This window comes from Novosphingobium sp. NFX11, from assembly GCF_057376415.1.
In genome coordinates this window covers 304970-317234 of sequence record NZ_CP080385.1, presented here as the reverse complement: position 1 = coordinate 317234, position 12265 = coordinate 304970, and the positions used below count along the sequence as shown (strand labels likewise).

Here is a 12265-nt window from a genome sequence, read left to right as displayed (position 1 = left end):
TCGTTCGCATCGAGATATTCTTATCGTGGATACTTGCCGCGCATATCTGCGTCCGCAGCCCGCGAATGCCGAATATGACAAGGCGCCGAGCCGCAGCGCGATGACTTTACCCTCAATCGTCATTGCGAGCGCAGCGAAGCAATGCAGGGCGGTTTACGCGGCCCTGCATTGCTTCGCTACGCTCGCAATGACGAAGGTTGTTCGGGATTGAAAGGATCAGCTCAGCGGGCAGCTGTGCATCGGGCGGGACATGCTCGCCAGCACTTTCCACTCGCCGTCGGTCTTCTGCCAGACGTGGATGTTGTCGTACGTCTGGTCGACCACGGTGCCATCGGGCATCCGCGTGCGGTGGTTCTGGTAATAGATCACCGCGGTGTCGCCCGAGAGGCTGAAATCGCGGAAGGTCGTCTCGATTACTTCCTTGTCGCGCCCGCGCATCGCCTGCTTGCCCGCGCGCAACTTGTCGATGCGGAACGGCGCGGGCGTACCGGCCGTCCAGGCGAGGAAATTGGGCGAGGCATTGTCAACGTAGAAGTCCACCATGCCTTTGCTGCGCCCCTGGTAAATGGCCATTTCCTTGGCCCAGATGATACGCTGGACTTCGGCGGCCTCACTGGCCTTGCTGTAGCCGTGAGCGGCGAACAGCCCGCCCGACGCCGCCAGCGCACCGATCGCGAGCGCCAGTTTACGATGGAAACGCATGGTCGATCCCCTGTCGAGATTGGATGTCGGGCAGCCGCGCACGATAGGCGAAGTAGCCCACGAGGTAGAGCAAGGCCGCGCAGGTCAGCGCGGGCAGGCAGATCTGCGTCAGAGCGAGGCCCAGCGCATGGCCGTCCTCCGCACCGCCCCCGTACCGCCGCGACGAGATAAGGCCCGAGCGTCTGCCCGGTGATGGTGTTGAACAGCCCGAACAGCGAGACGCAGATGCCGCGCATGTTGCCCGGCACCAGTTCCTGCACGCCGGTCACCATGCCGGTGCCGATCATCGGCATGAAGAAGCTGACCAGCCCCAGCGTCATGATCGCGGTCGCGGGCGTCGGCATGAACACCATCAGCGTTGCCGGGAACAGCATCGCCGAAACCGCGAAGAGGTAGAGGAACTTGCCGCCCGGGTGTCCGTGGCGCGAAACCCCGTCCACGATCACCCCCGCCAGCAGCGCGCCGAGCGTGCCCAGCACCATGCCGACCGAGCCCTGCCACTGCCCGACCTCGGCCGGGATCATCGCGAAGCGGCGCATAAGGTACGTCGCGCCCCATGCGTTGATGCTGTAGGTCATCATCACCAGCATCGCGAACCCGCCGTAGAACGGCACGAATACCGTCCAGTTGCGCCCGAGATAGGCCAGCACTTCGGGAAACGGCACGCGCGCGACGGCGCTGGCTGTCCCCGGCGCACCGGCTCACGAAAGGTGAGCAGCAGCAGGATCACCGGAATACCCAGCAGCCCGGAGAACACGAAGGCGACGCGCCACGCACTCATCCCGTCGAGCAGCCCGATCCACGCGAAGCGGCCCGCCGGAACCGCGCTGACGATCGCGCCGGTCAGCATGATCGACAGCCCCCAGCGAAGGATTGCCCGAGCAGATAGATGCTGATCGGCTTGCCGCGCTGATCCGGCGGAAACATGTCGCCGATCATCGAGACCGCGCAAGGGGCCAGCGCCGCCTCGCCTAGTCCGACGAGCAGGCGCGCCGTGAACAGTTCCCCGAACGAGCCCGCCAGACCGCCGAGGAACGTCGCCGCACTCCACACCGCGATGCCCACGATCAGCAGCCGCCGCCGCGAAAACCTGTCCGCCATCAGCCCTAGCGGAATGCCGGCCACGGCATAGAACAGCCCGAAAGCCAGCCCGAGCAGCAGGCTGATCTGCACGTCCGAGATGCCAAGGTCGCGCCGCACCGGATCGACCACCAAGGTCAGGATACCCCGGTCGATCACCGAGACGATCGACGCCGCGAACATCGCCGCGACGACCCACCAAGCCCTGAACCGGCTCGGATAGGCTTCTTCGGCAGCGTCGATACTCATGCCGGGAGGATGCGCAGCGAGGTGTCACCGGACGACAGCGCTTCCGCGCCGTCAGCGCGCACGACCATCATGTCCTCGACATGCGAAGTGCCGTAGCCGATCTCGTGATAAGGCATGTCCATGGTGAACACGGTGCCTTCCTCGAACACCATGACGTCCTCGAAGTACGCCGGATCGGGCTCGCCGCCGACCGGCCAGGGCTGGTCGGTGTGCTCCAGACCGACCGGGTGCGCCCCGCCCAGCCCGCGTTCGAAGCCGTGCTGCCGCAGTACGTCGCGGATGATCTCCGAGCCGCGCGCATAGGTCATCCCCGGCCGCACTTCCGCATAGAACACCGCAAGCGCGGCGCTGTTCGCCTCCGCCCGGCGCGCGACTTCGTCAGGCGGCGTACCGACCACGATGGTCCGGCCGACGTCGCCCTTGTAGCCCAGATATTCGCCGACGCTGTCGATCTTGGTCGGCTCGTCCTTCTCCACCATGCCCGAATTGAGACCGCGCTGGTTGACGATGAGCCACAGCGACTTGCCGCCAAGCTCGCCCCACTTGCGCTGGTGGCCGATGTCGATGTCCTGCAGCGGCTGGCCGATATGCATGGTCGCGATCGCCGCATCCAGCGCGGCTTCGTTGCGGATCGCCGCCTGACGCAGAATGGCGATCTCGGGCTCGGACTTCACCATGCGGATCTCGCGGAAGATGTTGAGCGCATCGACCGCCTTGCCATGGAAGTCCGCGCCCAGAACGCCGGGTACGCGCATATCGTCGAACCCGAGCGTTCCACGCGTCAACCCGGCCTTCGCCAGCGCATTCGCCAGCGATCCGCCTGCCGAGGCGCCGGTCTTGCCTTCATACTCGGCGTAAAGCGCCATCAGCAGCCGGTCGCGATCGGTCATGCTGTCCTCGCGGATGGCCCTGGCCCACGGGCTCGGCAACGGTTCGGGAATGGCCCGCCCTGCCGCGTCGGTGCCGATCGGGTAGCTGAAGACCTCCACGCTGGGCATCCACGTCGGGCGGTAGTCGAGATGATAGACCATCGACCCGTTGACGATCAGCGAGGCCGGAGCCTCCCGATTGCGCGGCAGCACGGCGAAGCTCGAATAATGGCGGCCCATCATCGCCGAAATGCCGAGATGGCTGGAGAGGTAGTAGATATTGCTGGGCAGCGCGGCGACGAGCCCGTCCAGCCCGTACTTGTCCATGATCCGGTCCGCCCGGTCCCGATGCACCAGCATCTCGCCTTGCCGGGTATGCTCGATCAGTTCGGGCGCCAGCCACTTCGCCAGCGTTCCTTCGCATACGTCCGCAGCATCGATCATCGCGTAAACTCCTGACGGGCGCGGCGCCGAGTGACCGGCAGTCGCCCATTTGTCTTCGCCGGAGATGATTGACGCAGGGTCAGCGCCGGTCACGAAGAACCGAACGAGTTATTCGTTAGCCGAAAACTTCAGAGCAAGTATCTGCATGAAAAGGGTTATCATGGTCGGCAATCGTCATGGCCAACCGCCCCATGCCGGGATCGGCCCTTAAATCTCCGACAGGCGGATAGATTTGAATTCGTCGTCAGTGATTTCAAAAAACTGTCGTGTCATCGCCCGCAGACAGTCACGCCATACCGCCGGCATGAGGGTTATAGCCGGTCGGATGAGCCTGATAAAGGGGCAAGGCAGATGATGGAAAGCGGCGTTCCCATTCGCTCCGTAAGCCGGACTTTGGGTGTACTTCGAACGATCAACGAGTTCGGCAGCGTCTCTATGTCGGAGATCGCGCGGCACGAGAATCTGCCCTATCCCACGGCGTTCCGCATCATGCAGACGCTGCTTCACGAAGGCATGATCGAGCGTGAGGACCGCAGCAAGCGCTACCGTCCGACCGCGCTCGTCCAGTCGCTCGCCAGCGGCTACGAGGGTCAGAAGCTGCGCACCGCCGCGCAGCCGCTGATGAGCGACCTGACGCGCGAAATCGGCTGGCCGGTGTTCCTGTCCGAGCGCGTCGGCCGCCGTTTCGTGATCCGTGCATCGACCCACCATGAAACCACGCTGACCTTCTTCAACTGGAAGCCCGGCAGCACGTTTCCGGTGCTCGGCAGCGTCACCGGCATGGCGTGGCTGGCCTATCAGTCCGAAAACTGCGCCCACGACCTGCTGCGCGGCGAGATGGACCCCGACACCCGCAACGACATGTTCGACGTGGAGGAACTGCTACGTTCGCTGGAACAAGTGCGCAGCAGGGGCTACGCGTGGCGCCCATCTGTCTACGAAAAGAACGGCAAGACCGCTTCGCTCGCGATCCCGATCATGCGCGATGGCGGGGTCGAGAACGTCCTGACGATGACCTATTTCGCCTCGGCCATGAAGGAGACCGTGGCGATCGACCGCTATCTCGATCGTCTGCGCAGTTCGGCGGAAACCATCGCGACCACGCACTGACCCGTCAGACCGGCCGCAAGGCCGCCAGATCGCGCGCCACTCGCCTGAGCGCAGGCAAGTAGCGTGAGTGCAGGTCGGCCATCGACACCCGGTCCGCCTGGGTGCCGATGTTGACGGCGGCGATCACGCGGCCATCGACGATCACCGGAACCGCCACCGAGCGCAGCCCGCGCTCCAGTTCCTGATCCATGATCGCGTAGCCTTCCTGCGCGACGTGATCGAGGATCTCCAGCAATGCCAGGGGTTCCGTCACCGTCCGGTCGGTGCGCGCGGTCAGTTCGGTACGCCGCAGGTACGCCTGCTGTGCGGCCCGGTCGAGACCGGCCAGCATCACCCGCCCCATCGAGGTGCAGTAAAGCGGCAGGCGGCTACCCACCCGCAGCGCGATCGACATGATCCGCGACACTTCCGCGCGCGCTACGTAATAGACCTCATCCTCCTCGATCACGCCGAGGGAGCAGGATTCGTGCAGATCGTCGCGCAACTGGTCGAGCAGGGGCTGCGCCCGCATCGCCAGGCTGCTTGACGAAAGATACGCGAAACCGAGCGCCAGAACCTTGGGGCGCAGCGCATAGAGCGTGCCGTCCTGCACCGCGTAGCCGAGCCTGACGAGCGTATGCAGGCAGCGCTTCACCGCCGGACGACTCAGCCCCGTCAAGCGGGCCGCCTGTGCGATCGTCATCGGCCGTTCGCTGTCCGCAAAACAGCGCAGAACCGCCAGTCCCCGTGCCAGCGAGGTCATGAATTCGGGATCGCCTTTCGCGTCCAATTGCCCGAAATCCTGCATGCGCACACCTAAACAACCGATTACCGGACAATATCACGTTTACCGATTGACGCAACCTACCCAGAGGCAGACACGCGAGGTCAGCATTCAACATAAAGCCTTTGGAGAGTCGGATGATCGACAAGGCCATCGACGGCGCCGCTGCGGCCGTCGCGGATATTCATGACGGCGCATCGGTGATGATCGGCGGTTTCGGCACCGCCGGCATGCCCGACGAACTGATCGACGCGCTGATCGCACGCGGGGTGGGCGACCTCACCATCATCAACAACAATGCCGGCAACGGCGAGCACGGTGTCGCCGCGCTGATCCGCGAAGGGCGGGTGCACAAGATCGTCTGCTCGTTCCCGCGCCAGTCGGATTCGCACCATTTCGACGCCGCCTACCGCGCCGGAAAGATCGAGCTGGAGCTGGTTCCGCAAGGCAATCTGGCCGCGCGTATCCAGGCTGCGGGCTCCGGCCTCGGCGCGATCTTCACGCCCACCGGCTACGGCACGCTGCTGGCCGAAGGCAAGGAAGTGCGCGAGATCGACGGCAAATACTACGTGCTCGAATACCCGATCCAGGCCGACTTCGCGCTGATCAAGGCGCACAAGGGCGACCGCTGGGGAACCTCGTGTTCCGCAAGACCGCGCGCAATTTCGGGCCGATCATGGCGATGGCGGCGAAGACCACCATCGCGCAGGTCAGTGCGATCGTGCCGCTGGGCGAGATCGATCCCGAAGTGGTGGTGACGCCGGGCATCTTCGTCCAGCGCGTCGTCGCGATCGCGCCCGCGCAAATCGCCGTAGCGGCCTGAAAGGAGAGGATACCATGAACCGCCTCAACGGCGACCAGATGGCCGCCCGCGTCGCCCGCGACATTCCCGAAGGTGCCTACGTCAACCTCGGCATCGGCCTGCCCACCAAGGTCGCCAACTACCTTCCTGCGGAGCGCGAGATTTTCATGCAGAGCGAGAACGGCCTGCTCGGAATGGGGCCTGCGCCCGCTCCGGGGAGGAAGACTGGGAGCTGATTAATGCTGGAAAACAGGCAGTTACCCTGCTGACCGGCGGCTGCTTCTTCCACCATGCCGACAGCTTCGCGATGATGCGCGGCGGCCATCTGGACATCTGCGTGCTCGGCGCTTTCCAGGTTTCGGTGCACGGCGACCTCGCCAACTGGCACACCGGCGAGCCTGACGCGATTCCCGCGGTCGGCGGTGCGATGGACCTTGCCATCGGTGCCAAGCAAACCTTTGTGATGATGGAACTTCTGACCAAGCAGGGCGAGAGCAAGCTGGTCGAAAACTGCACCTACCCCCTGACCGGCCTCGGCTGCGTGTCGCGGGTCTACACCGACCTTGCGGTGTTCGACCTCGGCCCCTCCGGCGCGCGCGTGGTGGAGATGGTCGAGGGCCTCGACATAGAGGAATTGCGCCGCATCACCGGCCTCGACCTGGCCTTCACGAAAGCCGCCGAGCCCGTCTGACCAAGCGGCACTTAAGACGCCCACAAGGGTGCAAAGGACGACCACACGATGACCGAAGCCTTCATCTGCGATACCATACGCACACCCATCGGCCGCTACGCGGGCGGCCTCTCGAAGATCCGCGCCGACGACCTCGGCGCCGTGCCGATGCGCGCGCTGATCGCGCGCAACCCCTCGCTCGACCCGGCCGCCATTGAGGAGGTCTTCTACGGTTGCGCCAACCAGTCCGGTGAAGACAACCGCAACGTCGCGCGCATGAGCCTGCTGCTGGCGGGCCTGCCGCACACCGTCCCCGGCGTCACCCTCAATCGCCTGTGCGCTTCGGGCCTCGAAGCGGTCGGCACTGCGGCGCGGGCGATCCGTAATGACGAGATGGCGCTCGCCATCGCGGGCGGCGTCGAGAGCATGACGCGCGCGCCCTTCGTCATGGGCAAGTCCGACAGCGCCTTCGGCCGCGCGCAGAAGCTGGAGGACACGACGATGGGCTGGCGCTTCGTCAACCCGGCGCTCGATGCGCTTTACGGCACCGAGACGATGCCGCGCACCGGCGAGAACGTTGCCGAGGACTTCGGCATCAGCCGCGCCGATCAAGACGCCTTCGCCCTGCGCAGCCAGCAGCGCGCCGCCGCTGCACAAGGCGCCGGCTTCTTCGCGGAGGAAATCGTCCCCGTCACCGTGCCGGGGAAGAAGCGCGGCGAGACGCTGGAGGTGTCGATCGACGAACACCCCCGCGCCGACACCACGATCGAGACGCTGACCAAGCTGAAGCCCTTGTTCGGTCCCGAAGGCACCGTCACGGCGGGCAATGCGTCCGGCATCAACGACGGCGCGGCGGCGATGTTCGTCGCAAGCGAGGCGGCGGCCAAGGCACATGGGCTGACGCCGCGCGCGCGCATCCTTGGCATGGCGTCGGTCGGCGTCGAGCCGCGCGTCATGGGGATCGGCCCCCTGCCCGCGACGCTCAAGCTGATGGAGCGGCTTGGCCTGACCATCAGCGACTTCGACGCGATCGAGCTGAACGAAGCCTTCGCCAGTCAGGGCCTTGCCGTCATGCGCGGCCTCGGCCTGCCGGACGATGCGCCGCATGTGAACCCCAACGGCGGCGCCATCGCGCTGGGCCATCCGCTCGGCATGTCGGGCGCGCGCATCGCCATGAGCCTCGTGCACCAGCTGGAGAAGACCGGCGGCAGGCGTGGCCTCGCCACGCTGTGCATCGGTGTCGGCATGGGGCTGGCGCTAGCGGTCGAGCGGGTCTGAGGGCCGCAGCGGCCGCCGTCAGACCGACAGGATCAGCACATCGTCGCTGCGCGGGGGCGAGCCGTCGTAGGACGCCAGCGGCTCGAAATGCTCGTCCATCAGTTCCAGCGCGGAGAGGCCCGCCAGCTTGAACTGGCCGAGGCCGGGCTCCTCGTCACTGCGGCGCGCCTTGCCGGGATTCATGGCGCTGACGACAAGGTCGCCATGCCGCTCGAACAGCAAGTGCGGCGCAAGCGTGATCGTATTGCCGTTGTAGCGCGCAGTGACGAACCGTCGCGTCGCGATCGCTTCCATCAGGGTGAGTCGTGAATCATTCATCCCGACCGCAGATCGCACGGGCTACGCGCAATGAAAAGCGAGGTTGCGTAGTAAAGACCGCGATTTCATTGCGCACTTTGGAGTGGGATGAGATCGGATTGACCCGCCCTTAGTCCCCTCTCCCTCGCGATGACGATCCAAGGCAACGTCATCCGGCTCTAGAGAAACTCGTCGGCGGCGTCGTGGCTGTCGCCGCCGCTGGTCGTGGCGGGCGCCGGCTTGCCGCTGGGAAGCGCGATTGCGGGCGCTTCTGCGAAAGGCTTCACGCCGAACGCGGGGTAGATCTCGGACGGGAAATAGATCGTCCCGTCCTTCACCACCATGGCGATCCGGTGCAGTTCGCGCAGGTCCGCCAGCGGATTGCCGGGCAGCAGCAGGAAATCCGCCCGCTTGCCCCGCGCGATCGAGCCGAGTTCCTGATCGTTGCCCATGTAGCGCTCCGGCCCAAGCGTGCCGATGCGCAGCACGTCGGCGGCGGGTATGCCCGCCTCGCCGTAGATCTCCAGTTCGCGGTGCACCGACAGGCCGGTGCCGTCGTCGGTGCCGGGCAGCAGCGTGACGCCCCGGTCGTGCAGGCGCTTTACCACGCGCTTCACCGCATCGAAGGCGCCCAGATAGGCGGCATCGTCGCCCGGCTCGCTCAGCGGCGCGATGGCCTGGCGACGGCGGCGCTGGAGGCCGATCGGCAGGTGGTCGATATAGCTCGCTACCGCCGGAGACGGCTTGCCGTCGCGGCTGAGCATCAGCAGTTCCAGCGTCACCGCCGTCGGATCAAGCGCGATGTGCTTCGCGACCATCGTATCCAGCGTCGTCTTCACGCGCGGGGCATCGAGGTCCAGCCCCGCCGTGCGCCGCATTGCGGTGAGGCGCAGCGGGGTGCGGGTGTCCTCCTTGATGTCGAGCACCCAACCCAGCATCAGTTGGTTGACGTGGGTGATCTCGTCATAGCCCGCCGCGATCATCGCATCGGCATTGGTGAAGGCGGGAATGTGCCCGGTCAGCCCCATGCCCAGCCGCTTGGCCTCGCGTGCGATGGCGGGCACCCATGCCGGGTTCATGCTGTTGTAGATCTTGATCTGCCAGTAGCCGCGCGCGGCGTACCAGCGCACCGCATCGAGCGCCGCCGCCTCGCTGTCCACGACGATACCGTGGCGCGCCGAATACGGGCTGCGGCCTTCAAGGAAGCCGTTGGCGGTGATGCGCGGCCCGGCCACCTCGCCCTTGCCGATGCGGTCGATCAGGCCGGGCAGGAAGTCGTTGTGGTTGCCCATGTCGCGCACCGAGGTGACCCCGGCGGCGATGTAGAGCATCGCCGATTCCAGCCCGATATGCGCGTGCATGTCGTGCAGACCCGCCAGCAGCGTGCCGCCCTTGCCGTCGATCAACGCCTCGCCCGGCGTAGCGGGCTCGTCGAGCGGCTGGATGCCGGTGATGCGGCCGTGCGCGAAGACCACCGAGACCGGATCGCCCAGCGTGCCGCTGGCAGGATCGAACACCCGCACGTTGCGGATGCGCACCGGCGCGTCGATGGTATGGGCGAAGCGCTTCTGAAGCGCGGCATAGCGCGCGGCGGTCAGCCGGGTGCCGAGTTCGTTGAGGGCGGCCACTTCGCCCTCATGCCCCTCGCGCACGGTGCCGCCACCGCTGTCGAGCGTGGCGAAGAGTTCGCCCTTGCCGTCAAGCAGGATCATCTCGGGCGAAAGGTCGATGCCGCTGATCGAGTAGGCCTGATACCGGACCTTGCCGATGATGGCCGGGCCGAGCTTCTCGATGGCGAGTTCGCCGCCGGGGAACGCCGCCATGCGCCCGTCCGCATCCTTGAGCAGCGCGCGGGCGTAAAGCCCCAGCGCCCAGGGGCTGGCGTTCTGCCCGACGTAGAGCGCAGGGCCGCTGGCGACCGCCTGCTTCTCGCCCATCGAGTCTGTCCAGCGCACCGTGCTGCCTTCGCGCGCGAAGCGTTCGTGAACGTCGCCGCCGAACGTTGCCTTGCCGTCCAGTTCCCAGCGCGTGGGCAGTTCGTCGCGGCCGAGTTCGACGGTTTCTCGCATGGTCGGGCCGCGGCCGTTGTTCTTGACGTCGTACTCGATGGCGACGCGATTGCCCTGCACGTCGGCGTCTACGAAGCCGACCTTCTCGCCGTTGGAGACGACGCTGTAGCGCAGGTGCTCTGCGTGGGCGGGGACCGTTACCAGCAGGGTCGAGGCGAACAGCGCGGCGCGCAAGGGCATGCGGAACATCAGGCGATCGAACTCCGGTAGAGGTGAGCGGCGGCGGCAAGGTCCTGCACCGCATGGCCGAGCGACTTGTAGACGGTGATATCCCATTCGGAGCGGCGCCCCTCCACGCGGCCGAGCAGCACTTCGCCGATCTCCGCGACGATGTGGGCGTCGTCGATCAGGCCCTTCTCCCGCGCGACAATGAATTCGGCCGCCGCATCGAGCGCGGAAGCGCGGCTGTCGGCGATATAGCGGCTGTTGACGACGAGCGCGCTGTCGACCTCGACCGGGCCGGGACCGCTGGAGCCGACGAGGTTCACATGGACGCCGGGCTTCAGCCACTCGCCGTTCAGCACCGGCTCGGAAGCAGTGGTCAGGGTGCAGATGACGTCCGCCTCGCCCGCCGCCGTGGGCAGGTCGGTCACGGCCTCTGCCCTGAGGTGGGCGTACTGCGCCGCCAGAGCCTCGGCCTTGTCGGGTGTGCGGCCCCAGATCAGCACGCGCTCGAAATCGCGCACCAGCGGCAGGGCCTTGAGATGCGTATGCGCCTGCCCGCCGGTGCCGACGATCAGCAGCGTGCGCGCGTCCGGCCGCGCCAGCGCGTCGGTCGCCACGGCGGTGGCGGCGGCGGTGCGGATATGGGTGATCTCCTCGGCATCGGCCACGCAGACCGGGCGGCCTTCCTCGGGCTCGAACAGCACGACGAGACCCCGGTGACGCCGGAGGCCCGGCGAACGCGGATCGGCGAAGACGCTGATGGTCTTGGTGCCGAACATGTCGCGCTCGCCAAGCGCTCCGGGCATCTGGGCGAAGGTGCGACCCGGGCCCAGCGACAGCATCGTGCGCAGCAGCTGGCGCGTCTCGCCCGAAGACAGCGCCATCATCGCCTCGCGCACGACGCGGATGCAATCGGGATAGGACAGCTTCTCGCGCACCGCCTCGCTGTCGAAGATCGTCAGCTCGTCGCGTTTCATCGGTGCCGTCCTTTCAATTCCCTGTGCGCACACGCTAGCCGCCGTTCCAGCGTAATGCTTGCCCGACTTCGCGCATTTGCCTAGGCTCGATGGCAATTCAATGCATCAATGACAGGGATGGCGCATAATCATGGCGGAAGCACTCGACCGGCTCGACCTCAAGATCCTCGACCGGCTGCAGATCGACGCCTCGGAATCGTCGAGCGAGATCGCCGAGCGCGTCGGCCTGTCGCAATCGCCCTGCTGGCGGCGCATCCAGCGGCTGAAGGAGGAAGGCTACATCAAGGCGCAGGTCGCCGTGCTGGACCGCGAGAAGTTCGGCGAAAGCATGTACATCTTCGCCCAGCTCAAGATGGGCCGCCTCAGCGACGAGGCGCGCGAAAGCTTCATCCGCGCGGTCGAGGACATCCCCGAGATCACTGAGGCCTATACCCTGTTCGGCGAGATGGACGTGATGCTGAAGGTGCTGGCGCCGAGCATGGCGTGGTATCAGAACTTCACCTTTCGCCGCCTGCTGCGCCTGCCGGGGGTAGAGGACATCCGCTCCACCGCGACGCTGTCGGAGATGAAGTGCACCCACCGACTGCCGCTGCCGTCGGCGTCCTGAGATCCGCTCCCTGTCGTCATTGCGAGCGTAGCGAAGCAATCCAGGGCGGCTCAAGACTGCCTTGGATTGCTTCGCTACGCTCGCAATGACGAAGTGGTTTTCGACTTCATGCCCCGACCCTGTGCATAAATGATGTTTCGCGAGGCAATCGGGCGCCCATCTATGCGAAACTTTCGCTGCCGC

At 66.0% G+C, this 12265-nt stretch carries 12 protein-coding genes and 2 pseudogenes; 6 read left to right on the top strand and 8 right to left on the bottom strand.

The features are described 5' to 3' along the window. Positions 1–216: 216 nt before the first annotated feature. Complete coding sequence (locus KZO24_RS19260; protein WP_271182959.1) at positions 217–702, bottom strand: nuclear transport factor 2 family protein; 486 nt, start codon at positions 700–702, stop codon at positions 217–219. 225 nt (positions 703–927) lie between these two features. Between KZO24_RS19260 and KZO24_RS19255 the strand changes: the two genes are divergently transcribed. Next, on the top strand, positions 928–1098 hold the full coding sequence (locus tag KZO24_RS19255; RefSeq protein ID WP_486487557.1) for a hypothetical protein: 171 nt from the start codon (positions 928–930) through the stop codon (positions 1096–1098). A gap of 184 nt (positions 1099–1282) precedes the next feature. Here KZO24_RS19255 and KZO24_RS19250 read toward each other — a convergent pair whose 3' ends face one another. The 3 genes from KZO24_RS19250 to KZO24_RS19240 are packed head-to-tail and all read right to left on the bottom strand — an operon-like array spanning position 1283 to position 3344. Beyond that, entirely contained in the window at positions 1283–1552 is a 270-nt protein-coding gene (locus KZO24_RS19250) for a hypothetical protein (protein WP_486487556.1), read from the bottom strand. Beyond that, positions 1546–2031: an MFS transporter gene (locus KZO24_RS19245; protein ID WP_486487555.1), complete on the bottom strand. Its 486-nt coding sequence runs from the start codon at positions 2029–2031 to the stop codon at positions 1546–1548. Before KZO24_RS19245 ends, KZO24_RS19250 begins: the two co-directional genes overlap by 7 nt. Continuing rightward, positions 2028–3344: a M24 family metallopeptidase gene (locus KZO24_RS19240; protein ID WP_271182961.1), complete on the bottom strand. Its 1317-nt coding sequence runs from the start codon at positions 3342–3344 to the stop codon at positions 2028–2030. The genes KZO24_RS19245 and KZO24_RS19240 overlap by 4 nt, the downstream gene beginning before the upstream one ends. Before the next feature lie 351 nt (positions 3345–3695). On the opposite strand from KZO24_RS19240, the gene KZO24_RS19235 reads away from it, so the two are divergent. Next, on the top strand, positions 3696–4454 hold the full coding sequence (locus KZO24_RS19235; protein WP_350224231.1) for an IclR family transcriptional regulator domain-containing protein: 759 nt from the start codon (positions 3696–3698) through the stop codon (positions 4452–4454). 4 nt (positions 4455–4458) lie between these two features. Here KZO24_RS19235 and KZO24_RS19230 read toward each other — a convergent pair whose 3' ends face one another. Continuing rightward, complete coding sequence (locus tag KZO24_RS19230) at positions 4459–5241, bottom strand: IclR family transcriptional regulator domain-containing protein (protein ID WP_285017440.1); 783 nt, start codon at positions 5239–5241, stop codon at positions 4459–4461. A gap of 113 nt (positions 5242–5354) precedes the next feature. Here KZO24_RS19230 and KZO24_RS19225 point away from each other — a divergent pair. From KZO24_RS19225 to pcaF, 3 genes and pseudogenes are all read left to right on the top strand, one after another. After that, a pseudogene (locus KZO24_RS19225) lies at positions 5355–6040 on the top strand (3-oxoacid CoA-transferase subunit A). 14 nt (positions 6041–6054) lie between these two features. Further along, positions 6055–6710, top strand: a pseudogene (locus KZO24_RS19220) (3-oxoacid CoA-transferase subunit B). Between the two features lie 48 nt (positions 6711–6758). Further along, entirely contained in the window at positions 6759–7967 is a 1209-nt protein-coding gene (gene pcaF, locus KZO24_RS19215) for a 3-oxoadipyl-CoA thiolase (protein ID WP_271182965.1), read from the top strand. An 18-nt stretch (positions 7968–7985) separates the two neighbouring features. Here the strand turns inward: pcaF and KZO24_RS19210 are convergent, their stop codons facing one another. The 3 genes from KZO24_RS19210 to KZO24_RS19200 form a co-directional block, all read right to left on the bottom strand. After that, positions 7986–8261, bottom strand: coding sequence for a hypothetical protein (locus KZO24_RS19210; RefSeq protein WP_285017436.1), 276 nt, complete (start codon positions 8259–8261; stop codon positions 7986–7988). 182 nt (positions 8262–8443) lie between these two features. After that, entirely contained in the window at positions 8444–10522 is a 2079-nt protein-coding gene (locus KZO24_RS19205) for an amidohydrolase family protein (protein WP_271182967.1), read from the bottom strand. Continuing rightward, positions 10522–11475, bottom strand: coding sequence for an ornithine cyclodeaminase family protein (locus tag KZO24_RS19200; protein WP_271182968.1), 954 nt, complete (start codon positions 11473–11475; stop codon positions 10522–10524). Before KZO24_RS19200 ends, KZO24_RS19205 begins: the two co-directional genes overlap by 1 nt. Positions 11476–11605: 130 nt before the next feature. On the opposite strand from KZO24_RS19200, the gene KZO24_RS19195 reads away from it, so the two are divergent. Next, on the top strand, positions 11606–12082 hold the full coding sequence (locus KZO24_RS19195; RefSeq protein ID WP_271182969.1) for an Lrp/AsnC family transcriptional regulator: 477 nt from the start codon (positions 11606–11608) through the stop codon (positions 12080–12082). Positions 12083–12265 lie beyond the last annotated feature (183 nt).

Bases quoted from the DNA above. Each gene is read 5' to 3' on its own strand.
- KZO24_RS19230 (WP_285017440.1), bottom strand. From the start codon at position 5,241: ATGCAGGATTTCGGGCAATTGGACGCGAAAGGCGATCCCGAATTCATG.
- KZO24_RS19255 (WP_486487557.1), top strand. From the start codon at position 928: ATGCCGCGCATGTTGCCCGGCACCAGTTCCTGCACGCCGGTCACCATG.
- KZO24_RS19235 (WP_350224231.1), top strand. From the start codon at position 3,696: ATGATGGAAAGCGGCGTTCCCATTCGCTCCGTAAGCCGGACTTTGGGT.
- KZO24_RS19260 (WP_271182959.1), bottom strand. From the start codon at position 702: ATGCGTTTCCATCGTAAACTGGCGCTCGCGATCGGTGCGCTGGCGGCG.
- KZO24_RS19200 (WP_271182968.1), bottom strand. From the start codon at position 11,475: ATGAAACGCGACGAGCTGACGATCTTCGACAGCGAGGCGGTGCGCGAG.
- KZO24_RS19195 (WP_271182969.1), top strand. From the start codon at position 11,606: ATGGCGGAAGCACTCGACCGGCTCGACCTCAAGATCCTCGACCGGCTG.
- KZO24_RS19205 (WP_271182967.1), bottom strand. From the start codon at position 10,522: ATGTTCCGCATGCCCTTGCGCGCCGCGCTGTTCGCCTCGACCCTGCTG.
- KZO24_RS19240 (WP_271182961.1), bottom strand. From the start codon at position 3,344: ATGATCGATGCTGCGGACGTATGCGAAGGAACGCTGGCGAAGTGGCTG.
- KZO24_RS19245 (WP_486487555.1), bottom strand. From the start codon at position 2,031: ATGAGTATCGACGCTGCCGAAGAAGCCTATCCGAGCCGGTTCAGGGCT.
- KZO24_RS19210 (WP_285017436.1), bottom strand. From the start codon at position 8,261: ATGGAAGCGATCGCGACGCGACGGTTCGTCACTGCGCGCTACAACGGC.
- KZO24_RS19250 (WP_486487556.1), bottom strand. From the start codon at position 1,552: ATGCTGACCGGCGCGATCGTCAGCGCGGTTCCGGCGGGCCGCTTCGCG.
- pcaF (WP_271182965.1), top strand. From the start codon at position 6,759: ATGACCGAAGCCTTCATCTGCGATACCATACGCACACCCATCGGCCGC.